Origin of the sequence: Cytobacillus pseudoceanisediminis (assembly GCF_023516215.1) — a bacterium.
GTDB lineage: Bacteria > Bacillota > Bacilli > Bacillales > Cytobacillaceae > Cytobacillus > Cytobacillus pseudoceanisediminis.
In genome coordinates this window covers 334,046-357,293 of the sequence record NZ_CP097349.1, presented here as the reverse complement: position 1 = coordinate 357,293, position 23,248 = coordinate 334,046, and the positions used below count along the sequence as shown (strand labels likewise).

Sequence of the window (23,248 nt, the reverse complement as noted above, 5' to 3'; positions counted from 1 at the left end):
ATTTCAAGGTATAATGGTCAATGACAATTTTATATCTCCTGCGGTTCGTAAACTCCCGCATTAACAAAACTAGGAGGAATATGATGTTTAACGAATGGTTTGGACTGCTCTTTGCAATTATTAATTTCACATTAGTATTGACTATGTACCGCGTGTTCGGAAAGACTGGTTTATTCGTGTGGATTGGCTTCTCTACTGTCATGGCCAATCTTCAAGTCGTAAAAACCATTGAAATGTTCGGCCTGACGGCTACTTTAGGAAACGCTATGTACGGTACCGCTTTTCTCGTTACGGATATCCTAAATGAAAAGTACGGAAAGGAAGAAGCAAAAAAAGCTGTATGGCTTGGTTTCTTTACTCTTCTGTCCATGACTCTCATCATGCAGATGGTTTTATTATTTAAACCGCATGAAACAGATTTTGCACAGGAGCCCCTCAGCACTCTTTTTCGATTCTGCCGCGAATTGCTGCCGGAAGCCTCGCTGCCTATTTAGTCAGTCAATTTACGGATGTTTATATTTTTACCTATTTAAAAAAGAAATTTCCAAAGGATGGCCAATTTTGGATCAGGAATAATGGCAGCACTATGATCAGCCAGCTATTGGATACCCTTGTTTTTACAAGCATTGCTTTCCTCGGCGTATTTCCAATGGAGGAATGGATTCAAATATTCATCACCACTTATTTGCTGAAATTTATAGTAGCTATACTTGATACCCCGTTTGGCTATATTGCTAAACGTTTTCCAGTAAAAGATTAGGATGCCATTTTTGGTATCCTTTTCTGCTTTATCGCGGTCTGACGGGCAGTAGGCTCCCCCAATTAAAGACTCAGCGGTATCAATGGAGGATAACTGGGGGATCCAACTGCCCGTAAAGGCCCGATTGGTTCAACTAACAATCAGTGGGAGATAAAGCCCCCACTTATTGAAGTTTCACTTTATCGCTTATTTTTATGATAAACTACACTTAGTTTACCCTATTATGCTGTTAAAATCAGGAGGCAGTTTAATTGATTGAAGTGTATATCGATGGAGCAAGTGCCGGAAACCCGGGTCCCAGCGGGGCAGGCATTTTCATTAAAAATAATGGCCAAGTTGAACGCTATTCCATTCCTTTAGGGAAAATGGAAAATCACGAAGCCGAATACCGTGCATTTATTCATGCTCTGGAAATATGTATAGAAAAGGGATACAAAACAGTATCCTTTCGAACGGATTCACAGCTCGTTAACCGGGCCGTTGAAAAGGAATTCGTTAAAAATAAAAAATTTGCTCCCTTGCTTGAAAATGCTTTGGAGCTTACAAGGCAATTTGATTTGTTTTTTATGAAATGGGTGCCCAGCTCCGAAAACAAAGGAGCGGATGAATTAGCCAGAGCAGCCATTCGCAAAAATAGAACGAAAGGTCAATGAGATAATGAATAGATCGGTTATATTTGCAGATGTAAGCCTATTGCTCGTAGCCTTTGTGTGGGGAACTACCTTTGTGCTTGTACAAAACGCCATTGCTTTTCTTGAGCCATTTTCTTTTAATGGCGTACGCTTTTTAATGGCCGCTTTCTTGCTGGGAGGCTGGCTAGTTATTTTTGAAAGAGAACAGTTAAAGAAAATAAACAAAAAGCTTTTGATTTCTGGAATTATTATGGGCTTGTTTTTATTTATAGGCTATGCTTTCCAGACAATCGGACTGCTTCATACAACTTCCTCAAAAGCTGGCTTTATTACGGGGTTAAGTGTAGTAATGGTCCCAGTCTTTTCTTTTATGCTTTTAAAAATTAAGCCAGGGTTCAATGCTATTATAGGTGTATCAATTGCAACAGCGGGATTGTATTTGCTTACAATGACTGATAAAGTCTCGCTAAATATCGGTGATGCATATGTATTAATCTGTGCAGTTGGTTTTGCCCTTCATATTATATTCACAGGAAAATATAGCAGCAAATACCCGGCCCTGCTATTAACGGTTATTCAAGTAGGTACCGTGGCCTTGCTATCAGGCATTTTTGCGTTTTTTACAGAAAATTGGCAGCAGGCATTTGAAACTGGAGTATTATTTAAGACCAATGTGGTGACTGCTCTAATTGTAACTTCATTGTTTGCGACCGCGCTCGCATTTTTTGCACAGACGGCTTTTCAAAAATTCACAACCCCAACAAGAGTGGCCCTCATATTCGCCATGGAACCTGTGTTTGCTGCTGCTGCAGGATTTATGTGGGCGAATGAGAGACTTTCCTTTAGTGCCCTGACTGGCTGTCTGCTAATTTTTGCAGGTATGGTCTTTGCAGAAATTCCTGCTAAGAAAACATTATCCATCTTTAGGAGAAAAACAGCTTAATAAATAGAAAAAGGGCGTGTCCTCAAAAAACACGCCTTTTAAATGATTGATTTTTCTTTTACAAATTTTATTGCTTCACGCCTGCTGGTAATATTCTTTGAAACCAATGTTTCAAGCAATGATACGTAAAAACTGCCGTCAAATGATTTCTGAGCTTTTAATGTAAGTTCTATTGCTGCATTGGCAAGCTCGTCAGAAGCATTGGTATAATTTTTGCCAAAGTAAATGAAGCCAATCGCGTCTTCCCGAAATTGAAATCCTTTACTTTGCAAAAAGTGCAAATACTCTTCAACTGTCTTCATTTCACTTACCCTCTTCCCCTGCTCCCTCCTGCGTTCTCCTAAATCTTACCTGATTTTTCGACAATTATCTACCTTTTTCCTGCATGAAGCAGGGGAGTTGTAAGCTCAATTATTTCTTCTTAGTTAGAAGGTAGCCAAGTGTTCCGGTTAATACACCGAGGAGAGCTCCGCCCAATACTTCAGCAGGCTGGTGGCCGAGCATTTCCTTCAGCTTCTTTGGACCTTCCTCCTCAAACTTAACAGTCTCATCTTTGTGAATTTTATCAACCAGCTCACCAAGACTATTTACCTTTAAGGTAAGCTCACCGGTTTGGCGCCTGATTCCCTGGGCATCATACATAACAATCAGGCCATAAACCAGTGATAAAGCAAAGTCGACCGTCGGAACTCCGCGCTTTAAAGCTATAAAAGTGGTTAAAGAAGAAACACCAGCCGAATGAGAACTCGGCATGCCCCCTGTCTGGAAAAACAAATCAGGACGAAGTTCTCCCTTTTTCACATAATGGATGGGGATTTTTAGGCCCTGTGCCAGCCCTATACTTAAAAGAGCGATATAAACTCCCTTGTTCATAACAATTCACCTCTTCTTTATTGTGAAGTATGCAGACTTTTATTATTCCTCCTTCAAATGCTAAATAGGCCTGTAATTATGGAATAATTAAACCCAAAACAGAAGAAGAACTCACCGCATCAGTTGCTAAATTGTACCCTCGATGGACATGATTAAAACCCGAAGACTTTAACAATAATAAGGTTATCAATGGAGAAGTTGCTGACTGGGGAGGTGAATCACATGAGCAAAAATGGACATACAAACAGAGGAATAAAAGCACCTGGCGTAAACCCTCAAGGATACGGGCAGGATGCTGAATTTTCAGAGGAACCTAAAAGCAAACTGGAGAATGCAGCGAAGAAGAAGAATACTAAATAAATTGGATGCCGCCTTTGGCGGCATTAATGTTTGTTAGAGTAAAGCTGCATTTAGAGTCTGGTGGGGATGTACACATTTTACTTCGGTTATATGTGTATGATCCTTGTGTGAGCGGTTTCTGTCATTTTTGTGCGCGGGGTTTCTTCGTTTACGCGCGCTTGACCCTTGTGTGCTCGGAGCTCTCTCGTTTGTACGCGCAAGCTTTTCTTATACGCGCTGGCTTGGCGAGGATGTGCGCGGGGGTTCTTCGGTATGCGCGCATGATTATGGTGTGTGCGGGTTTCTTGCATTTATGCGCTCAGTTTTCTCTTTTACTTGGAGATGCGCAATCATGAAAAAATTTAAAACCCCAGGCAGGAGCCTGGGGTCTCTATTATGCATATTCCTTTTTAAAATCAAGAAATCTATGAAGACCGCGGAATTCAATTTCAGTGAATTTCTCTATGACCTTTTCCCGGTTCATTGTGAATTGCGCCAGGTCTAGAGGGCATTCAACAGGTACATCGCATTTTATTTCGGCGAGCTGTCTGCTCAAGTGCAGCATTTCAAGATCCTGTTCGATCTTGGCACGCTGTCCTTTTGTGAGCTGTTCCAGGTTTTCTAATACACCTTCAATATGCTCAAATTGCTGCAGCAGCTTCAGAGCTGTTTTTTCGCCAATCCCTTTTACTCCGGGATAATTATCACTTGTATCTCCCATGAAGGCTTTCAAATCAATCATCTGCTTCGGTGTTATTCCCTTTTCTTCATAAAAGGTTTCTGTCGTATGCACCAGATAATTGCCGTAGCCTTTTTGCAGCAAAATGACAGAAATATTATCATCCAGAAGCTGAAGGATATCCTGGTCGCCAGTAAGGATCAGTACTTCCGCTTCCTGGCTTGCTTTTCTTGCAATGGTGCCAATGCAGTCATCAGCTTCATATCCTTCAAGGCCAATATTTGGAACATCAAAAGCTTCCACGACTTCTTTTACCAGATCGAATTGAGGCACAAGTTCAATTGGAGCTTCAGGACGGTTTGCTTTATAGGCATCAAACATTTCCGTACGGAAGGTTTTGCTTCCCATATCCCAGCAAACGGCCACATGAGTCGGGCTAAAGGAAGAAACAGCCGTTAAAAAGTGTTTAACAAATCCGTAAACTCCATTTGTAGGTATTCCTTTTGAATTTATCATAAATTGACCGGACATCGCTGTTGCAAAATATGCCCTGAACAGCAGAGCCATTCCATCAACCAGCAGCAGTGAAGGTTTTTTCTCGTTCATTTTTCCGCCTCCCGATTATAATCATAACAACTATTATATCATGGGAAACTCTCCGTTTCTCTTGAAAAGTTTTACAGCCCTATTCTGTTTCCCTTATTAGTTCAACTCCATGTTCTTCCAGTTCATAGTAAGTAGCGATTCGCGCATTTCGGACATTATTATTTAATGGATACGCATATGTAGTTCCATCTTTAAAGGTAAAGATTAATTCATCATCAGACATAACACCCATTTTGTTTATGACCGTTTGCCTGGCATGTTTGATTTCCGGCCAATTATAGTGCTTCTCCTTCAAACTGAATAATGTATTAAAATGGACACCATTCTTATCAATATAGTGGTAATAATCAAAACTGAGGATAACTGTAGCCAGTGAAAACAAAAAACCGGCTCCTGTAATAAATTTCGCAATCCTGCCAAATTTTTCAGCACTGTGCAGCCAAACCCCCGCTAGGATAAAAATCCCCATCGATGCCAAAGCTATGCTAAATGTAACATAAGCGGCTTTAGGCGCTTCGAAAACCCAGGTCCCTTCAGGTCTGAAAAATTGTGCCTGAAATGGTGAAAGTAAAGATATAGGAATAAAAATTGCTGACAATATTAGAATAATTGCAGTCGTTACCAATATTTGTTTTGTTTCAGTTCTTTGTTTTTTTGTTATCGTGTAGCCCGAAGTATTCATTTAACCACTCCATTTTCAAAATATATTAAACCTTTTAAATTATATAATAATTTTAACAGTAAAAAAATCCCTTTTTTTATAAGGGATTCCTCTATTTTTCGACAGTTTCTATTTTATTTCCGTCATAAGAGATCCAATCGCTGAAGCTTCCAGCATATAATTTAACATTACGGAAGCCAGCTTCCTTTAATGCCAGAAAATTAGGTGCTGCTGTTACCCCAGATCCGCAGTAAACAACTACAGGTTTATTCTTATCGATGTCTGCAAACCGTTTTTCCTGTTCCTCTGCTTCTTTAAACCTGCCATTTTTATACGCTTCAAGCCAAACTCTATTGATTGCTCCAGGGATATGGCCGGCTTTTTTATCAATTGGCTCCTCCAGTCCCAGGTATCTCTTTTCCTCTCTCGAGTCAATAATTACAGCAGTATCCTGATTACCGGTATATTCTTTAACTTCTTCGTATGAGGCAAGTATGTCAGGCCGCAGATCGATTTTAAAGTCAGCTGGCCCGAAGCTTTGAATCTTATTATTCAAAGGATAGTCGCTTTCAGCCCATTCTTTATATCCGCCGTTCAATACATAAACTTTATCATGTCCCAAATACCTGAGGAGCCACCAGAACCTTGCGGCAAAAGCCCCTTCTCCTCCATCATAGGCAATTACTGTGGTATCCCTGCTGATACCAGCCTTCTCCAGGACTTCTTTAAATTGAGAGGGATTTGGAAGCGGGTGCCTGCCCCCATGTTCTCTAACAGGGCCCGACAGATCCTTCTCTAAATCAAAATACACGGCATTGGGAATATGGTTGAGATTATATAAGCTGCGCCCTTCTTCAGGTGACCCAAGTTTAAAGCGGCAGTCGGCAATTCGGATATTAGGATCATCCAGTTTAGTTACTACCCATTCCTTTTCTACTTGATACTTCATTTAAGGTTCTCCCCTTTTCTCTTTTCCATTAGGCGTTTTATATGTTCCTTTGGTGTCCAGCAGTTAAATTGATAGTCAGGTTTCGTTTCATAGCCCAGTCTGCTGCAAAAATAAACCATTCCTTCTTTACGCTTTTCAGGATGGAAGTTTACGCAGGTTGCACATGCATGAAATAAATTTTTCTCCATAGCTCTCCCTTTACTTCTCAGAATGATTTTAAACTTTCAGCAGTTCCCAAAGCCATTTATTCAGTCCGGATACTTTGCCTTTTCCTATAGGCATTGATTCACCGGCTGTATAGAGGAATTCCCTTTCTGACTCGAGTGTATCAGCTATTTGATTAGCTAGATGCTCCTGAATAAGATCCCCGCGTTGTTTTGCATTAACCAGGGTCTGATAAAAGCGGGTAATCTCATCCTCTTCCTTTAAGCAAAAGAGACCTGTATACAAAAAATCTCCGTTTATTTTGCTTTGCTGTAGCAGCTGCCTTGAAATGAGGCAGGCTCTTATCGCCTGGATTAGCAGCTTCTGTTTCTTAATTGTAAAGCCCTCTTTTTTAGCCGCTTCCCCAAGATTGCGGGAAAATAGCTGGGTGTAATGCTGGAATAACTTATACCGTGAGAACTCTTTTTCCGCGATACTCCTCAGCCTATTTGAAAAGCCATCCCTATCCTTGTAGATGATGGGTGAGTATGCCCATTCGAATATACTTGGATTGGATTTTTGCATAAGGTCAAATGCTTTAAAAATATCCCAGCCGTGCGCATCATAAGGGTTATCTGAATCAATAACCTCTTTGGCACGTTCAAGGGAAAGATATGCTTTCAGGTCCTTATGTTTAAAGATGAAGCGGATATCATAATCTGATTCCGCATCATCTGTCCCCCAGGCCCTGCTTCCTGCTTCACATGCAAACAGGATGTCTATATTATATTTTTCTTCAGCAGCAGAAAGCCATTTTTCCATAAGAAAAGCAGCAACCTTTCAATACCTATTATTCGTACTGTGCAATGTTCCTCTCAATTTCTTTCAGCTCTTCAATCGGGAAATCATCTTTTAAAGCAGCCGTAATACCTTCATAATATTCATTGTTCTGTTCAATCAGCGAATTGAGCAGCCGCTCAAATTCGACCGTCAGCAGGCTGCTGTAATGGAATTTTAGTCTGGTGCTTTCAGCTTGCAGGTAACGATCTGCAGGTTCCTGCAGGTTCTTCTCCAGTTCATCCGCCAACTGCTTGCGTTCATTCTTTTCAAAAAACGTTTTTGGGTTTTTAAAGTAGGATAGAGCCTTTTTAAATTGGTTCGGGTCTTCATTGGAAAATGCAGAATCAAATTCAATACTCTCCATTTTTAATGGCTCATATGAGCTAAAAGACAAATCACTGTTCACATTGGCGGCTTTTTTCGAAATAGTCTCCTGCTGCTGGCCGATCAGCTTGGATATATAGGATTCAAGCCTTAATGTTGTTGCACGAAGTTCCTGGGCAAAATCAAACCCAAAGCTTGCAAGGAATTCATCAAGAGCGATTTTAAGCATTTTCTTTAAGTTCCGGCCATCATCCTTCAGGACCGAAGGGTTGAAAGCCTCCTTAACAAAATCAAAGAAACGCAGAAATACTCTTTGCTTGATGTAAAAGACTAGCTCATCCGTTTCCTGTTCAAGCCTTTGGGAAAGCAGTTCGGATTTTTGTCCACGGATAATCTCAGTAACCGTCTGGTGCTCTTCCTCAAGCTGTTTCAGCTTTTCAAACCTGACTTCTTTATTTTCCTGTGAGGAGGAAATGTAAGACCTCAGCTGGGCTAATAGGCGCCTCCACTCTGTTTCTGCTGATGAGATGGAAATATTCAGCAGGTCTTGATTTATAAAGGAGTAAAAGCTTTTTCAAATGAACTGATATTGGAAACTCCCTCTTTGCTGTTATCCAGCTTCTCTGCCAGAGCTTGAAGGCTTGAAATGCCAGACAGATGCGGCCGGCGGATTCCGTATTGCACTAGCTGTTCTTCAACGTACTCAAGTACCGAATCCTTTTCTTCTTCATTATTGGCAAGGTCAATGGCATTGACGATAAAGAACATTTTATCAAGTGAGAAGGTGTCTTTGACCCTTCCAAGCTGAATAAGAAATTCTCTGTCGGCTTTCGAAAAGGCATGATTATAATAAGTTACAAAAAGGATTGCATCCGAGTTTTTTATATATTCAAATGCGACCCCGGTATGCCTCGCATTAATCGAATCTGCCCCAGGTGTGTCAACCAGGGTAATTCCCTGCCTTGTCAGTTCACAATCAAAGTAAACCTCTATTGTCTCAACGAAGCATGATTTTTCCTCATTGGCAACATAATCCCGAAACTCTTCCAAATCAGCTTTTATGATTTTCCCAAGCTGATCTGTGAAGAAATTAAAACCTCTCATAAAGGCATTAAGAAATGCAAAGTGTGTCTTTTCATTCGCATCGAAATCCTGGTTTTCCCCAGTGATCTTTTTAATCGCTGCAGCAGCATCGCCAAAGTTTCCTGCAGAATAATCAAAGACCTTCAATGAATGATTGATATCATTTAAGAGAGTCTGTGAATCCTTTACTTTTACAAGAACAGTTCCATGGACATTTTCAGCAGTAACAGGCTTAATTTTGTTGATTGCAGCTGTCGTCGGATTTGGTGAAACCGGAAGCAGTTTTTCCCGATTAAAGCATTGGCAAAGGAGGACTTTCCTGCACTGAATGCACCAAAAAGGGCAACTGTGAATTCTTTGCTCTCAAGCCTTGATGCTTTATCTGCCAAATCAGCTGCAAGCTTTCTGAAACCTGGGATATCCTTTACTGCATTAGCGGTGAATTGAAGCTTTTCAATAACAGGCTGAACGGAAACCGCAGGAACGGCTTCCCCTGTCTGCTCTTCCTCAGCAGATTTTCCGGATTTCTTTGGCACCTTTTCCTTCTCAGCTTTATCTTCATGCAGGAAAACAACTTCAGATTCATCGACATCTTCTGCTGCAAGGATTTTGGCTTGCTCTTGAAACTCAACTTGAGCAAAGTCACCTGTCAAATAGACTTTCATCTCGGCAGATGCCTTAATAACTTTTTCATTGAGAGCTTTAATTGCACTAAGAGCTTCCGCATAGACAGTAAGCTTGCGAATTTCATTGACCAGTACAGTCTGATCCTGGCTGATATTTTCTTCAAGCGCTTCCAGTAGTGCATTTTTCAGGAAAGCTGCGTTCTTTTTGGCAATTCTCTTTACAGCCTCTGCGGTGTCGTTCGTATACTGAAGAACATAATCTCCTGAAACCATGGCCCCGGACTTTACTGTTTCGGCTAAAACTGCTGGTTCAAAGGAAAGCTTGAAGCTCTGAACTTGTGCTAGAATTTCTGAATCATGGATATTATGCTGCTTGAACTGCTGTAAAAACAGCTCTTTTATATGCCACTCCAGCTGAGACTTAACCTTTTCGGAAAAATCCTGATAGAAGCGGTCAAGCCGCACTGACCTTTCCTGCTCCGTTTTCTGTTTGCTGAAAAATAGGCCAATTTTAAACGAAGGCTGGCACGACTCAAGGTAAGATTCAGCCAGTTCCCTCGTCTGGAAAGGCATTAAATAAGCGTTTTTTAAAATCTCATCTATCTTTCCGGTTAACTCAATATCTGCTTCATGCATAGAAGACTTTATCTTATTCAACTGATTCTCTAACTCTTGCAGCCTGTTTCCGAGCTGATCCCGTTCATCCTGATCTAATTCAGCCAGTTTTTCTTCCCATTTATCTTTTTCAGCTGCATGGGTGTCTCCTAAAAATGCCAGATGGTCCTCTGTTAATTTCTTTAAAGAATTAAAAACGGATTGGGGCAAAAGCTCTTCACGGTTATCAATGCTGCTGTTAATAAAGTTCTGAAGTGCCTTAAAATCGTTTGCCTGGTGATTTTCATCTTTTAACGTGGTGTAAAAAATCCGCGCAGGCTTTACTCCCCAGGATGCAAATGATTCCTTTACGCTTTCTTTAAATTGTTCAAAGCTGAGCTCTTCATCCCGATGTTTATCAATTTGATTGATAACAAGATAAACTTCTTTTCCTGCAGCCGTCAGTTCTTTTGTAAAAGAAAATTTAATTCCGACTGGACATGGTTATAATCCATAACATAAAAAATAAGGTCAGCCAAATGAAGAGCAGATTCAGTAGCAATTCTATGCGCATCATCTGTAGAATCGATTCCAGGTGTATCCATAATTACTGCCTTCTTGGGCAAACTGGTGGCGGAATGGCTTATTTCAATGGAATGAATTGAATCGCCGTCCTTGCAATAGGATTTTACCTGTCCGTAATCATACGGAGCAGGATAAAGCCTTGGCTTTCCTTCCTTAAAAATAACTTTTGCATAATCTTCCTCACCTGATTTGACTTTTACCAGGTTGGCACTGGTTGGAATCGGCGAGGACGGAAGGAGGTCCTCTCCTGCAAGCTTGTTAATCATGCTCGATTTTCCAGCAGAAAAATGTCCGCAAAAAGCGATGGCAAATTCCTGGTCTCTTAGCTTAATTAAGAGATCTTTAGCTCTTTTAGCTGTCTGGCTATCCCCATTTCTCTGGGCGAATGTATATATCGCAGTAATTCTGTTCATTAATTCAGTTTGCTGTAATCCTGGTTGCAAAATCGTGTCAGCCATTTCCATTAATCCCCTTGTAACTTTAATTTACTTCCTATTTTAAATGATTTTCGTTTATTTTCCTATATAGGATGGTTTATTCTTTGATTTTTCTAATATTTCTCAGCAGCTGCTTTTATTCTATGTTCATTTGCTTGTATTTTCACATGCGTTAAAAAACAAAAACCAGGCCTCCCGCGCCTGGTTTCAAAAAATACTATTATCTTGTATGTGGTCTAGCTACGTTATTTAATACATGTTTCATAACAAGTGAGTAGGCAGCAATTGTGCCTGCAACAAATAGAATTGTCATATGTAGCAACACCTTCCTGTTGGAATGATATTGAGAATAATTTTCAAATTCAATTAGAAGTTTATCACGAACGATAATCATTTTCAATAGGGATTTTAAAATTGTCAAACTTTTTTAATATCTCTATTCATGCCAGGTCTTAATCGTAAAAAAGCTTCTTCGTATCCTGTCAATTCTTTCAGTGCTTTTTCTTCGGCTGGTATCCTGACCGAAAGTACCATTATGTTTAGCAGGGTAAATACAGCCGCAGTGATATAAGCCTGGAACATTAAAGGTATTACGAGAAATTCAGCAGCTACAATTACATAATTGGGATGCTTTATAAAACGGTATGGCCCCCTTCTGACGACCTTTGCCCCCGGCATGACTATGATTTTGGTATTCCAGTATTTCCCTAAAGAGAAGAGTGCCCATACTCTTCCTGCCTGGGTAAGAAAGAAAAGAATCAGAAGAATGGGCCAAAAAGGGGACAGGTCTTTTTCAAAGATGGTTACTTCAATCAGAAAGCAAATGAAAAAAGAAACGTGAACCGCAACGATCCAGGGATAGTGCCGCTGACCAAATTCCAGTGCGCCCCGGCCTTTCATCCACTTTTCATTATTTCGGGCTACAGCAAGCTCTGCTGCCCTCTGCAAAATGATGACGGCAATAAATAGTTTGAACAGCATGTATTCACTCCCATTCCAGCAGCAGTAATTCCGAGCTAAATCCCGGGCCGAGAGCAGTTGCAAGTCCGGTATCTCCCTTTCTGCCGATCTCCATAAACCTTTTCAGCACGTAAAGAATGGTTGCTGAGGACATATTCCCGAACTCCTTTAATACATCAAGTGAAACTTTTGTCATATCAGGATCGAATTGCAATGCTTTCTGATAAGCATCAATAACTTTTTTCCCCCAGGATGGGCAACAAAATGGATTATTTTTTTCATCTCCATGCCTTTTCCCCTTAGAAATTCCGTTACATTCTGCTTCAGCCAGCCCTCTATTATGGATGGTATATCCTTTGAGAAAACCACATATAAGCCCGCATTCTTCACTTCCCAGCCCATCACATCCAGAGAATTGTGCATTGTTGTTGATTGGGTTCCCAGGATTCTCGGAATGGATGACACCTTTTGAAAATCCCTTTGAACTTCATCACCCGTTATCAGCGCACATGCTGCGCCGTCAGCAAAAAGAGAGGTCCCGATAAGATTACTCTTTGATCTGTCATTGCGCTGAAAGGTCAAACTGCATAATTCTATAGTTAAAACCAATACTTTTGCTTCAGGGTAAGCCAGGCAGTATTCATAGGCTCTTGAAAGGCCTGATGCGCCGCCCGCACAACCCAGTCCCCATATCGGTATTCGCTTCGTATGTTCAGAAAATGGAAGCTTATTCATGATTCTTGCTTCAATACTCGGTGTGGCAATTCCTGAGCTTGAAATAGTAAAGATGGCATCGATATCATCACATTGGAGATTCTTGCTCAGGAAAATGTCATTTTCCAGACAGCACTTTATAGCCTTTGTTCCCAGTTCAATAGCCTGTTCAATATAAGCATTGTTTCGCTCTTCAAATGATTTATCTGTTTTAAACCATTCGAGTCCCTTTGCGAAGTGGCGCTTTTCAATTTGGCCGTTGCGGAAAGCTTTCAATAGGCGTTCAATATCCTTAAAGGACTCTGAAAATAAATCTCTGGCAAAATCCATTACCTGATCCTGTGTCAGAACATGTTCAGGTATTGCTTCTGCAACTGATACAATTGCTGGCATACATGACTCTCCTCCACTTGCTTTCTTTTACTTTTTCCAAATAAAAGCAATTTATGTTACAAAATTGGATAATCAAGCAAAAAAAGCTCCCCCATTAGGAGGAAGCAATGTGTTTTGAAGGAGTTGTTGTGCATCTTTATTATAATGGAATAACTAAATGAATATCATTACTAAATCTTTTCCAATTAGCTCTAGAGCCAAGCATTCAATAAAAAATGGCTGGCCCATGGCATAGTTATTCTGATGCATCCAATCCATTATTGTTTTTGTGATGCTTTTGTACTTCTATATATATTTTTTTCGTAACCAGGATACCGCAAGCAGCACAAACCTCTTCTTCATTATATAAAAGCCGGCAGTTATCACAATAAAATTTCTCCATCACATTCCACTCTCTTTCGTGCGAGAAACAATCGCTTCGGAAATGTAAAATACCGATAGAATATTATATTGATTGCCAGAATTATTGTGATTGCCGCAAAGAAGAATTATGAAGCCTTCTGCTCCGCAAAAGATGCAGGCTGAACTGCTTTTTTCCTTTAGCAACATTGAATACGATATTTAAAAGAATTGCTGTCACACTGCCAGCCACTATACCGTTATCAGTCAGGATACGCACACTGGAAGGCATTTGCGCGAATAGTTCAGGAACGGCTGTTACTCCCAATCCCATCCCGACAGAGCAGGCAATGATTAATAAATTTTCCTGAGAGGAGAACTCTACCTTGCTGAGCATTTTTATTCCATAGGCGACTACCATACCGAACATAGCTACCATTGCGCCTCCTAAAACAGGAGTAGGAATAATGGTTGTCAATGCGCCGATTTTCGGAACTAGCCCAAGCAGTACAAGAAAAGCCCCTGCTGTATATATGACATTTTTTGTTTTAACGCCTGACATCTGAAGAAGTCCGACGTTTTGCGAATATGTTGTATAAGGAAAAGCATTAAAGACAGCACCAAGGATAATCGCAAGTCCTTCGGCACGATAGCCATTTGACAGATCTTTCTCTTCCAATTTTTCTTCACAGATATCACCAAGGGCAAAGTATACGCCCGTAGATTCAACTAAACTGACCATTGCTACGAGTATCATTGTGAGGATCGCTGTCACCTCAAATGTCGGCATGCCGAAATAGAAAGGGGATGGCATATGAAACCAGGAAGCTTCCCCAACAGCGGAGAAATCTACCATGCCCATAAAAAACGCAGTAATGGTGCCAGCAGCCAGCCCCAGCAAAATGGCAATCGCTCGAACAAAGCCTTTAAAGAATCGGAAAAGTACTATGATGAACAGCAAAGTGCCAAAAGCCAATGCTATATTTGTCAGGGAACCAAAGTCAGGGCTTCCCTCACCTCCAGCCATATTATTCATTGCTACAGGAATTAACGTAATCCCTATAATGGTAACTACAGACCCTGTTACAACAGGCGGAAAAAATTTAACCAGTTTTCCAAAATACTTTGAAACAGCTACAACGAAAATACCAGAAACCAGAATAGAACCATAGATAGCAGGTATTCCATACTGCCCTCCGATCGCAATCATCGGTCCAACGGCCGTAAATGTGCAGCCCAGAACTACAGGAAGGCCAATCCCAAAAAATTTACTGCGCCATACTTGAAGGAGTGTTGCAATTCCGCACATAAAAATATCAATGGAAACAAGATAAGTAAGCTGTTCCCCTGTTAAGCCAAGTGCACCTCCTACAATCAATGGTACAATTACCGCGCCTGCATACATGGCAAGGACATGCTGAATTCCCAATGAAGCAATTTTAAGCGGATTCTGATTCATCGTATCATTTCCTCCATATTCTTTGCTGTATTATCAAAGCTGATCATGCCGTTTTCAAGTGAGTCAATAATAGCTAAGGACTCGACCCGGAATCCCTTTTCCCTCAGCAGCTGTCCGCCATTTTGAAAGCCTTTTTCAATAACGATTCCAATCCCTGCAATTCCTGATCCCGCTTTTTTTACTATATCCGCAAGACCTAGTGCTGCCTGTCCATTCGCCAGAAAATCATCGATTATAAGGACATTATCTTTTTCTGATAGATATTTCTTTGAAACAGAGATTTCACTTGTTTCTTCCTTAGTAAAAGAATAGACAGAGGCTGTAATCAGGTCATTTACCAGAGTGAGAGATTTTCTTTTTCTAGCGAATACAACTGGAGCATTCAGATGGAGCCCAGCCATTACAGCTGGCGCAATCCCCGAAGATTCGATAGTCAATATTTTTGTAATCCCGCTTCTGGAGAATCTATCTGCAAATTCTTTGCCGACTTCATGCATTAGCTGAGGATCTATTTGGTGGTTCAGAAAAGAATCCACCTTTAAAACTGTCGGAGATAAAACAATCCCTTCGCTCTTTATTTTTTCAATAAGCATATCCATTTTGCATCCTCCTCTATGATAGATAGCCTTCAATTACTCATTCCAGCCATATAAAAAGCCTGAAGCCCATCGCATTCACAACATAAAAATGAGTGAAGCAATGGCCTTCAGGCTAATGATCTAAGCTGCAGGCAAACAAGGATGACTTTAAACGTCCTTTACATTGCTCACTCATAGTCGGATCATTTACGGTAACCCGGTAGAAACTTGCGAGCCATATCCTCGCGATTATATGAGTGAATGTTATTAATTTATTAACATTATAACATCATTTACTAATACTTCAATCAAAAATTTAACTAAATACGAACTAAACAATATATTACCAGAAAATTGTTCGCTAATCAGATAATTCGCCCTCTTCAGTATGTTTATTTTTAAAAATTTGCCTTCCTTCTGAAGCTCAATTAAACCTTCACAGTTTTTTCACAATTCACAGGAGTTTTTTGTGACATAAATCACTTAAATATCAATTTTTCACCATTATCATAGTGTTTAAGTTACGAATGAACAATTTGTGAACTCACTGAAAGCATCTAGAATCTTCCTAAATGTTTTGTATTATGAAAGTGTAATCATTTACTTTTTCCAAATATTCGAAAGGAGTGAAAGACAATGGCGAAAACAGAACTCAGCCGAAAAACAAAAACTGAAATAGAGGATAGCTCTTCCTTAAAGGGAACGCTAGCTTCCGTTTTCTTATTAGGATTCTTCCTGATCATTACATGGGCAGGTGTTTATTCATTATTTATCAGCCGCTTTTAGAGTTAGAAAGGGGAAAAAGCCATGCATATGCATAAATTTGAAAAGGCCTGGCTCACTTTTGGAATCGGATCGCTGCTTGTTTTTCTAACAGTCTTGGGAGTCAGCGCATTTTACCTGGGCAATCAGCCCCCAAGCTGTTTGGCAACAATCGACCCTGAAAAGGTCGATACTACCGCTCCATTTAATGAGCCAGGACTGAAAAAGGTAGAAGGGAAAGATTGGGATTACGAATTGGTATACGTAGCATCTGCGTTTTCCTATAGCCCAGCTGAAGTGGAGGTTCCATATGGTGCTAAAGTGAAAATTATCGCAACAACCAAAGACGTTGTCCACGGTTTCGAAGTTGCAGGATCAAATATCAACATGATGCTAGAACCCGGCTATATCAGTGAACACATTACAACATTTGATAAAACTGGAGAATACTTAATTGTATGTAATGAATATTGCGGTGTTGGTCACCACATGATGTCGTCTAAAATTAAGGTGGTGGAATAATGTTTAATCCTTCAGCAAAATTTAAAGTTGACCGCCGTGACGGAAAATTGGCAATGGCTCACTTTTTCGTTGCATTTACAGCTTTAGCAATAGGCGGCCTTGCTGGCTTATTGCAGACTTTGGTCCGCTCCGGTAAATTCGAGCTTCCGGCAGGCATCGGGTATTACCAAATTCTCACGGTTCACGGTGTTGTACTCGGACTTGTACTTACTACCTTTTTTATAATGGGCTTCCAGTTAGCAGCAACAAGCAAAACATCAGGAACCCTTACAAATAAACAGCGAATTGCCGGCTGGGCCGGTTTTGGCTGATGACAGCAGGAACTGTTCTTGCAGCTGTCATGATCCTGTTGAATGAAGCTACTGTTCTTTATACTTTCTATGCTCCTCTTCAGGCACATGCATTGTACTATATCGGTTTAACACTTGTTATAGTGGGAAGCTGGATTGACGGGGCAGCCATCATTATGAAGTATGCAGAATGGAGAAGAAAAAATCCCGGGCAGCCGAGTCCGTTATTAACCTTTATGTCATTGGTCAACACAATGATGTGGATTGTGGCAACAATCGGTGTAGCGTCTACTGTTCTTTTCCAGCTTCTTCCTTGGTCATTGGGGTTTGTAGAAACAGTAAATATCGGAGTCAGCCGTACTCTATTCTGGTATTTCGGACATCCGCTTGTTTACTTCTGGCTATTGCCAGCTTACATGGCCTGGTACGTTGTCATTCCTAAAGTCATCGGCGGAAAGATTTTTTCTGATTCATTGGCGCGCATGTCATTCATATTATTCCTGCTGTTTTCAATCCCTGTCGGATTTCACCATCAATTAATGGAGCCGGGAATTGACCCAGCATGGAAATTCTTACAGGTTATCCTAACATTCCTGGTTGTCATTCCATCTCTTATGACTGCATTTTCTCTTTTTGCCACTTTTGAAAGCTTTGGGCGTTCCAAAGGGGCCACAGGATTATTCGGCTGGGTAAAAAAACTGCCTTGGGGAGATGCCCGATTTACTGTTCCTTTCATCGGGATGGTTGCCTTTATACCTGCGGGAGCAGGCGGTATCGTTAATGCGTCCCACCAGATGAACCAGGTTGTCCATAACACGATTTGGGTAACCGGCCACTTTCACTTAACCGTGGCAACATCTGTAGTACTTACATTCTTTGGGGTTTCTTACTGGCTGATTCCACATCTCACAGGAAGAACATTAACAAAAGCGATGAATAAATTGGGTATCATCCAAGCAGTTATCTGGGCAATCGGAATGACATTCATGTCTGGTGCCATGCATGCTGCCGGTCTTCTAGGAGCGCCGCGCCGTTCATCATACTCTGAATATGGCGGAGCAGCACAAGCAGCAGAATGGATTCCATACCAGGTTGCACAGGCAATCGGCGGTTCTATCCTATTTATAGGCATCATCTTAATGCTTTATATCTTCATCAACCTTGCCTTTTTCGCACCAAAGGGAGAGCTGGAATTCCCTGTCGGAGAAGCTGCTGATGAAGCCGAAAAAGCTCCAATGGTATTTGAAAATTGGAAGCTTTGGCTTGGAATTACGGTTGTTCTTATTCTATTTGCCTACACCATTCCTTTTATAGATTTAATTCAAAATGCACCTCCCGGGGCTAAAGGATATAAGCTTTGGTAAAAAAAACACTCCGTTCCGATATGGACGGAGTGTTTTAGTGTTCAAGCTTGCTTGAGTCAGCCGCCCTTCCTGCATTTTTCCTTCTTGCAGGCAAATTCACAATAATTACAGAACTGAGTATCAGCAAAGCACCAGCAATCTGGACTGCACCGAGACTTTCCCCGTAAAGTGTGACTCCTAGAAGCATGGCCACGACAGGTTCAACTGTAGCAATAACAGCTGCTTTGCTTCCATCCGTTTTTTCCAGTCCCCATGTATATACAAAATAGGCGAGAACCGTAGGTACAAATCCAAGACCAATACTAAGAAACAAAACTTCAGTGTTTAGAAAGATTTCAGCTTTTGTCCACAGTCTGGTTACCGGGATTAGAAATACCGATGCAATCAGGAATGTATAAAGCGTAACTGTATACGGATGATATTTTCTTAATGCAAATTTTCCGAATATCGTATACAGTGCATAGCCAAACCCAGAACCCAATCCCGTCATAATTCCAAGCAAAGTGATATCACGGCTGCCTGCTGTTACTCCGGCAATTAGAATGCAGCCTAAAATTGTGCCTGCCACAGCTGCAATCTTTCCAAGATTTATTCCTTCCTTTAAAAACAGGTAAGATAATACAGTAACAAATGCTGGAGCTGTGTAAAGCAGAACGACAGCCATTGATATGCTGATTTGGTTCATTGCTGTGAAATAACAATAATTAAAAAAGACGATGCTCAGTATTCCGGTTCCTGCAAAAAGTCTGATGTCAGAGGCAGATTGCAATTTAAAGCAGTTCCGGAAACGCATAATTCCTATTAGGACAAGAAATATTGCTGCAAAAAACTCTCGCGGCCACAATTTCCATAGCCGTAAATCCATATTCTCCGAGCCCTTTAACAAAAACAGCAATAATTCCCCATAGACTTGCCCCTAACGCAATCATTATGAATGGAAGTATTTTCTTCATTATTTCTCTCCATGAAGTAAGAGGATGGCTGAGGCCACCCTCTTCTCAAATTATAATAAACACCTATTTCAACTGATAGACCTTACCGTACTTATCATATAGATAATCAATTAAATGCTGGGCATTCAGTCCTTCTCCAGTTACGTCATTTAAGATTTCAAGCGGTTTTTTCATTTTGCCGAACTGGTGCACATTTTGGGTAAACCACTCTTTGATTGGCAGCAAATTGCCCTCTTCAAGTAATTCATCATAGTTTGGCAAATCCTTTAACATGCTGTTTTTAAGCTGTGCTGCGTACATATATCCTAAAGCGTATGAAGGGAAATAACCGAAGCTTCCTCCAGCCCAATGAACATCCTGCAGAATGCCTGCTCCGTCATTTTCAGGCTTTACTCCCAAGTATTGTTCATATTTTTCATTCCAGATTGCAGGAAGGTCTTTAACTTCGATTTCATCATTGAACAAGCCCTTTTCAATTTCATATCGGATGATGATATGAAGAGGATATGTTAATTCGTCTGCTTCAATACGGATTAAAGAAGGCTTTGATTCATTAATGGCACGATAAAAAGCATCTATTGGCACATCATCAAATTGACCGCTGGCATATTCTTTAAGAAGGTCATAATTCCTTTTCCAGAAAGAAAAATGTCTTCCAACAAAGTTTTCATAAAATAATGACTGTGATTCATGAATTCCCATGGATGTTCCAGAGCATAGCGGGGTGCCCACAAGATCAGAAGAAATATTTTGTTCATACAGAGCATGCCCGCCTTCATGAATCGTGCCAAATACGGCAGTTCGGAAATCTGTTTCATCATATTTGGTTGTCACCCGGACATCACCAGGGTTTAAACCGGTCGCAAAAGGATGAACAGTCTCATCCAGTCGTCCTGCTTTAAAGTTATAACCCATTTGTTCAAGAACTTTAAGGCTGAAATCCCGCTGTTTGTCCTTGGCAAAGTGTTCAAATAAAAAGCTGGTGTCCGGTTTATTCTGTGATTCGGAAATTTGGTGAACCAGAGGGACAATTTTCTCCCTAAGCTGCCCAAAAACCTGATCAAGTGTTTCAACGGTAACACCAGGTTCATACATATCCAGCAGAGTATTATATTTGTTACCTTCATATCCCCAATAAGAAATGAATCGTTTATTCATTTCAACAAGCTTTTCCAAATATGGCTGGAACATCTCGAAATCTGAGCTTGCTTTTGCATCTTCCCAAATGCTTTCAGCTTTGGATTGCAGGATGACATACTCCGTATATTCCTCCGCAGGAATTTTTTTATTCCGATCATAATCCTTTTTGCATTCTTCAAGAGTTTTCAATGTCACTTCAGTAAGATTTTCCTGACCTGAAAGTTTTGCTATGTATGCAGCCATTTCCTCAGATGTTGACATTTTGAATACTTCTGAAGAGATCATTCCAATCACTTCGGAACGCTGTTCCAGACCCTGCTTGGGTGCCCCTGTCCGCATATCCCAATACATCAGCCCGATGGCTTCATTATATGCCGTCATTTTTTTGACATAATCAAGGAATTGCTGTTCTGTCTGTTTTAATGATTCTGCCATAATTTTACCCCCTATATATATCTATTACATTATCATTTTATCACATTTTTCTGAAAAGGCAGTCAACATAATCTCTTTCCCATTGCTGTTTTTCTTTTTAACCTGCCGGCCAAAGAGTTATAATGGTGGAAAGTGAACTAACCATAAAGTGAAACTTCAATTAGCGGGGCGCTTTTCCCCGCTGATTGTTAGTTGAACTTATCGTGCCCTTATGGGCAGTTTGACCCCCACTTATCCTCTTTTGATTCCTCTTTAGCCCTAAAGTGAAGGTCTTACTGCCCGTTGGACGCGAGAAAGTGAGATAGCATGAAATATTTGATTTACTTTATCATTATCGCAGCATTTATTGATACCTTTTCCCAGCTCCCTATTATGAGCCCTTTTGCCAAAACCTTTGACTCCTCACCAGCCTTTGTGGGATTAATTGTTGGGATGTATTCCTTCTCGAATATGATAGGCAATATATTAGCAGGCTATTGGATTGATAAAAACGGAGCAAAAAAGTTTTGGTCCCTGGCCTTTCCTTAACTGGCACCATTTTAGTCCTGTATGCATTTGCTGAGACACCTTTGCATTTAATTACAGTAAGGTTTTTTCATGGGTTATTTGGCGGGTTTCTGGTACCTGCAGCTTTTACAGTCATCGCAGACCGCGGAAAATCAGACAAACAAGGAAAAAAATGGCTGTATCAGGTGCTGCTGTTGGCTGTTCTGCCATTATCGGGCCTGCTTTTGGCGCTGTGGTTGCTTCCAATTACAGCATAAACTGGGTCTTTTTAATTATAGCAGCAACGATGATCAGCAGTGCAGTCCTGGCCTTTGTGTTTTTGCCATCAGGGAATCTGAAAAAGGTTAAAGAAGAAAGCTCTCATTCTGAGAAAATGCTTTCATTATTAAAGAATCCTATGCTCGCAGCAAGCTATTTAGGAGCTTTTTCACTCATGTTTGCTCAAGGGGCACTTGCTTACCTTCTCCCCTTCAGGTAGAAGCTCTGCAATTTGATTCAATGTACAGCGGAATCTTATTAAGCACTTTCGGAATAACCGCAATTCTTATTTTTCTGCTGCCTATTAATAAAATTTTTGATACATTTAAGCATCACAATAGCATGCTTTCAGGGATGCTGATCATTGGAATTGCACTCATTCTGCTAAGTTCAGCTTATTCTCTTGCATTCATGTTTTTATGCATGGTCCTTTACGGCACCGGGTTTGCTCTTTTATTCCCTTCCATTAATGCCCTTATAGCCAGCCATACAACTGAAAAAACAAGAGGAAAGGCATTTGGCCTCTTCTATGCCTTTTTTCTTTGGGCGTTGTAGCCGGCTCCACCGTATTAGGTTTAATGGGAGTAACTTTCAATATAGGTTTCTTGATCGCCGCAGCGCTTTTACTGTTAACGGTATGCGGGATGTTCATATACTTTAAAAAGCAAAGTTCCCAAATATTAGAGAGCCAGGAGTGACCGAAAATGAAGGAATTAGTTGGCAGCTGCTCTGTTTGCGGCAAAGACCTATTCTGTCTTGATGGATTCTTCAACGGAGTTCATAACGAAAAAAATGAAACAATCTGTTTTAAATGTATTGAAGAACAGGAAGAATCCGCAGAGTAAGCATCTGCGGGTTTTTTTGTTCCAATGATTTTTTTATAACTTTATAATGCCTTTTGAAAAATGTTCTTCGAAATATGATATATGTCACTTATTTGAAAAGCTGCCGCTGTTAAACTTAAAGCAATTAATAACTATTCTCACTGCAGTTGATTCACTGTTATTGGCAGCTATTTTAAACTATCAGCCAATTAAAGGAGAGGTCAAAATGAAAAACAAAGTCGTTGAACTTGATGTAAGAGAAGATATAAAAAACAAATTGGAGCCATTTCAGAAAATCATGTCCGCGGTATCTGGACTGGATGCCGAAGATGTTTTTATTCTGCATGCACCATTTAAGCCCATCCCTCTTTTTGGAGTATTAAAGGCAAAAGGGTTTGAATATAAAACTGAAGAAATTGATAAGAAGCATTGGAAAGTGATCTTTACTAAGAGCGGTGAGTCAAAATGAAGCTGGATAACCGGGGACTGGAGCCGCCGCAGCCCATGCTGAGAACACTTGCAGCTCTTGAAAGCCTTCCAGAAGGAGAAACCTTATTAATCATTAATGACAGGCGGCCCATGTTTCTTTATGAACAGCTGGACGAAATGGGCTGCAGCCATGTAACTGCCGAACAGGAAGATGGAAGCTTTTTAATAGAAATTAAGAAATAAGCA

The 23,248-nt window shown here is 40.6% G+C and carries 25 protein-coding genes, 4 pseudogenes and 1 riboswitch; of the genes and pseudogenes, 13 read left to right on the top strand and 16 right to left on the bottom strand.

The genetic code is table 11. The features are described 5' to 3' along the window. Positions 1-83: 83 nt before the first annotated feature. The 3 genes and pseudogenes from M5V91_RS02000 to M5V91_RS01990 all read left to right on the top strand — a co-directional run bounded on the left by M5V91_RS02000 (position 84) and on the right by M5V91_RS01990 (position 2,335). Positions 84-760 (top strand): annotated as a pseudogene (locus M5V91_RS02000) (queuosine precursor transporter). A 251-nt stretch (positions 761-1,011) separates the two neighbouring features. Next, positions 1,012-1,413 (top strand): reverse transcriptase-like protein, encoded by a 402-nt coding sequence (locus tag M5V91_RS01995; protein WP_009332658.1) that lies wholly within the window; start codon positions 1,012-1,014, stop codon positions 1,411-1,413. A 4-nt stretch (positions 1,414-1,417) separates the two neighbouring features. Beyond that, on the top strand, positions 1,418-2,335 hold the full coding sequence (locus tag M5V91_RS01990) for a DMT family transporter (protein WP_009332659.1): 918 nt from the start codon (positions 1,418-1,420) through the stop codon (positions 2,333-2,335). Positions 2,336-2,373: 38 nt separating this feature from the next. Here the strand turns inward: M5V91_RS01990 and M5V91_RS01985 are convergent, their stop codons facing one another. Both M5V91_RS01985 and M5V91_RS01980 read right to left on the bottom strand, forming a co-directional pair. Continuing rightward, positions 2,374-2,637: a DUF6123 family protein gene (locus M5V91_RS01985; protein WP_009332660.1), complete on the bottom strand. Its 264-nt coding sequence runs from the start codon at positions 2,635-2,637 to the stop codon at positions 2,374-2,376. A 109-nt stretch (positions 2,638-2,746) separates the two neighbouring features. Next, a complete protein-coding gene (locus M5V91_RS01980; RefSeq protein WP_009332661.1) occupies positions 2,747-3,208 on the bottom strand; it encodes a divergent PAP2 family protein in 462 nt (153 codons plus the stop codon). Positions 3,209-3,430: 222 nt separating this feature from the next. Here M5V91_RS01980 and sspL point away from each other — a divergent pair, with 222 nt between their 5' ends. Continuing rightward, on the top strand, positions 3,431-3,568 hold the full coding sequence (gene sspL / locus M5V91_RS01975; RefSeq protein ID WP_009332662.1) for a small, acid-soluble spore protein L: 138 nt from the start codon (positions 3,431-3,433) through the stop codon (positions 3,566-3,568). A 373-nt stretch (positions 3,569-3,941) separates the two neighbouring features. On the opposite strand, the gene M5V91_RS01970 is transcribed toward sspL, so the two are convergent. The 11 genes and pseudogenes from M5V91_RS01970 to M5V91_RS01905 form a co-directional block, all read right to left on the bottom strand. Beyond that, complete coding sequence (locus M5V91_RS01970) at positions 3,942-4,832, bottom strand: 5'-3' exonuclease (RefSeq protein ID WP_009332663.1); 891 nt, start codon at positions 4,830-4,832, stop codon at positions 3,942-3,944. A 79-nt stretch (positions 4,833-4,911) separates the two neighbouring features. Continuing rightward, positions 4,912-5,514 (bottom strand): hypothetical protein, encoded by a 603-nt coding sequence (locus tag M5V91_RS01965; RefSeq protein WP_251175475.1) that lies wholly within the window; start codon positions 5,512-5,514, stop codon positions 4,912-4,914. A 91-nt stretch (positions 5,515-5,605) separates the two neighbouring features. After that, positions 5,606-6,442 (bottom strand): sulfurtransferase, encoded by an 837-nt coding sequence (locus M5V91_RS01960; RefSeq protein ID WP_251175476.1) that lies wholly within the window; start codon positions 6,440-6,442, stop codon positions 5,606-5,608. Continuing rightward, a complete protein-coding gene (locus tag M5V91_RS01955) occupies positions 6,439-6,630 on the bottom strand; it encodes a hypothetical protein (RefSeq protein ID WP_009332669.1) in 192 nt (63 codons plus the stop codon). Before M5V91_RS01955 ends, M5V91_RS01960 begins: the two co-directional genes overlap by 4 nt. A 28-nt stretch (positions 6,631-6,658) precedes the next feature. Next, positions 6,659-7,408, bottom strand: coding sequence for a nucleotidyltransferase domain-containing protein (locus M5V91_RS01950; protein WP_019379746.1), 750 nt, complete (start codon positions 7,406-7,408; stop codon positions 6,659-6,661). A 28-nt stretch (positions 7,409-7,436) separates the two neighbouring features. After that, positions 7,437-11,096 (bottom strand): annotated as a pseudogene (locus tag M5V91_RS30850) (dynamin family protein). 396 nt (positions 11,097-11,492) lie between these two features. Next, positions 11,493-12,056, bottom strand: a complete 564-nt coding sequence (locus M5V91_RS01925) for an isoprenylcysteine carboxyl methyltransferase family protein (protein WP_009332674.1) — start codon at positions 12,054-12,056, stop codon at positions 11,493-11,495. Positions 12,057-12,060: 4 nt separating this feature from the next. Beyond that, positions 12,061-13,142 (bottom strand): annotated as a pseudogene (locus M5V91_RS01920) (type III polyketide synthase). Positions 13,143-13,377: 235 nt separating this feature from the next. Next, positions 13,378-13,527 carry a hypothetical protein gene (locus M5V91_RS01915; protein WP_157380196.1) on the bottom strand — a complete coding sequence of 50 codons (150 nt, stop codon included), beginning with the start codon at positions 13,525-13,527 and terminating at the stop codon, positions 13,378-13,380. Between the two features lie 78 nt (positions 13,528-13,605). Next, a complete protein-coding gene (locus M5V91_RS01910) occupies positions 13,606-14,940 on the bottom strand; it encodes a nucleobase:cation symporter-2 family protein (protein WP_284521684.1) in 1,335 nt (444 codons plus the stop codon). Next, positions 14,937-15,539 carry a xanthine phosphoribosyltransferase gene (locus tag M5V91_RS01905; RefSeq protein WP_019379751.1) on the bottom strand — a complete coding sequence of 201 codons (603 nt, stop codon included), beginning with the start codon at positions 15,537-15,539 and terminating at the stop codon, positions 14,937-14,939. Before M5V91_RS01905 ends, M5V91_RS01910 begins: the two co-directional genes overlap by 4 nt. A 154-nt stretch (positions 15,540-15,693) precedes the next feature. After that, positions 15,694-15,795: riboswitch (purine riboswitch) on the bottom strand. Between the two features lie 359 nt (positions 15,796-16,154). On the opposite strand from M5V91_RS01905, the gene M5V91_RS01900 reads away from it, so the two are divergent. The 3 genes and pseudogenes from M5V91_RS01900 (at position 16,155) to M5V91_RS01890 (ending at position 18,456) form a co-directional block, all read left to right on the top strand. Next, on the top strand, positions 16,155-16,304 hold the full coding sequence (locus tag M5V91_RS01900; protein ID WP_009332678.1) for a cytochrome c oxidase subunit 2A: 150 nt from the start codon (positions 16,155-16,157) through the stop codon (positions 16,302-16,304). Positions 16,305-16,325: 21 nt separating this feature from the next. Then, positions 16,326-16,802, top strand: coding sequence for a cytochrome c oxidase subunit II (locus M5V91_RS01895; protein WP_071157222.1), 477 nt, complete (start codon positions 16,326-16,328; stop codon positions 16,800-16,802). Further along, positions 16,802-18,456: pseudogene (locus M5V91_RS01890) on the top strand (b(o/a)3-type cytochrome-c oxidase subunit 1). Before M5V91_RS01895 ends, M5V91_RS01890 begins: the two are co-directional and overlap by 1 nt. Positions 18,457-18,490: 34 nt before the next feature. On the opposite strand, the gene M5V91_RS01885 reads toward M5V91_RS01890, so the two are convergent. From M5V91_RS01885 to M5V91_RS01880, 3 genes are all read right to left on the bottom strand, one after another. Then, the gene (locus tag M5V91_RS01885; protein ID WP_369425926.1) at positions 18,491-19,225 is read right to left on the bottom strand and encodes a DMT family transporter; all 735 of its coding nucleotides are present in this window, start codon (positions 19,223-19,225) and stop codon (positions 18,491-18,493) included. Position 19,226: 1 nt separating this feature from the next. Further along, complete coding sequence (locus M5V91_RS30245) at positions 19,227-19,409, bottom strand: hypothetical protein (protein WP_369425925.1); 183 nt, start codon at positions 19,407-19,409, stop codon at positions 19,227-19,229. Positions 19,410-19,472: 63 nt separating this feature from the next. Then, positions 19,473-20,984: a carboxypeptidase M32 gene (locus M5V91_RS01880; RefSeq protein ID WP_009332682.1), complete on the bottom strand. Its 1,512-nt coding sequence runs from the start codon at positions 20,982-20,984 to the stop codon at positions 19,473-19,475. A 306-nt stretch (positions 20,985-21,290) separates the two neighbouring features. Between M5V91_RS01880 and M5V91_RS30845 the strand changes: the two genes are divergently transcribed. The 6 genes from M5V91_RS30845 to M5V91_RS01850 all read left to right on the top strand — a co-directional run bounded on the left by M5V91_RS30845 (position 21,291) and on the right by M5V91_RS01850 (position 23,245). Then, the gene (locus tag M5V91_RS30845) at positions 21,291-21,512 is read left to right on the top strand and encodes an MFS transporter (RefSeq protein WP_284521683.1); all 222 of its coding nucleotides are present in this window, start codon (positions 21,291-21,293) and stop codon (positions 21,510-21,512) included. A 151-nt stretch (positions 21,513-21,663) separates the two neighbouring features. Continuing rightward, positions 21,664-21,969, top strand: a complete 306-nt coding sequence (locus M5V91_RS30840; protein WP_284521682.1) for an MFS transporter — start codon at positions 21,664-21,666, stop codon at positions 21,967-21,969. A gap of 20 nt (positions 21,970-21,989) precedes the next feature. Beyond that, the gene (locus M5V91_RS30835) at positions 21,990-22,304 is read left to right on the top strand and encodes an MFS transporter (RefSeq protein ID WP_284521681.1); all 315 of its coding nucleotides are present in this window, start codon (positions 21,990-21,992) and stop codon (positions 22,302-22,304) included. 149 nt (positions 22,305-22,453) lie between these two features. After that, positions 22,454-22,594 carry a hypothetical protein gene (locus M5V91_RS01860; RefSeq protein WP_019379755.1) on the top strand — a complete coding sequence of 47 codons (141 nt, stop codon included), beginning with the start codon at positions 22,454-22,456 and terminating at the stop codon, positions 22,592-22,594. Positions 22,595-22,799: 205 nt separating this feature from the next. After that, complete coding sequence (locus M5V91_RS01855; RefSeq protein ID WP_026041556.1) at positions 22,800-23,042, top strand: DUF2249 domain-containing protein; 243 nt, start codon at positions 22,800-22,802, stop codon at positions 23,040-23,042. After that, the gene (locus M5V91_RS01850) at positions 23,039-23,245 is read left to right on the top strand and encodes a DUF2249 domain-containing protein (RefSeq protein WP_009332685.1); all 207 of its coding nucleotides are present in this window, start codon (positions 23,039-23,041) and stop codon (positions 23,243-23,245) included. Before M5V91_RS01855 ends, M5V91_RS01850 begins: the two co-directional genes overlap by 4 nt. The last annotated feature ends 3 nt before the right edge of the window (positions 23,246-23,248 follow it).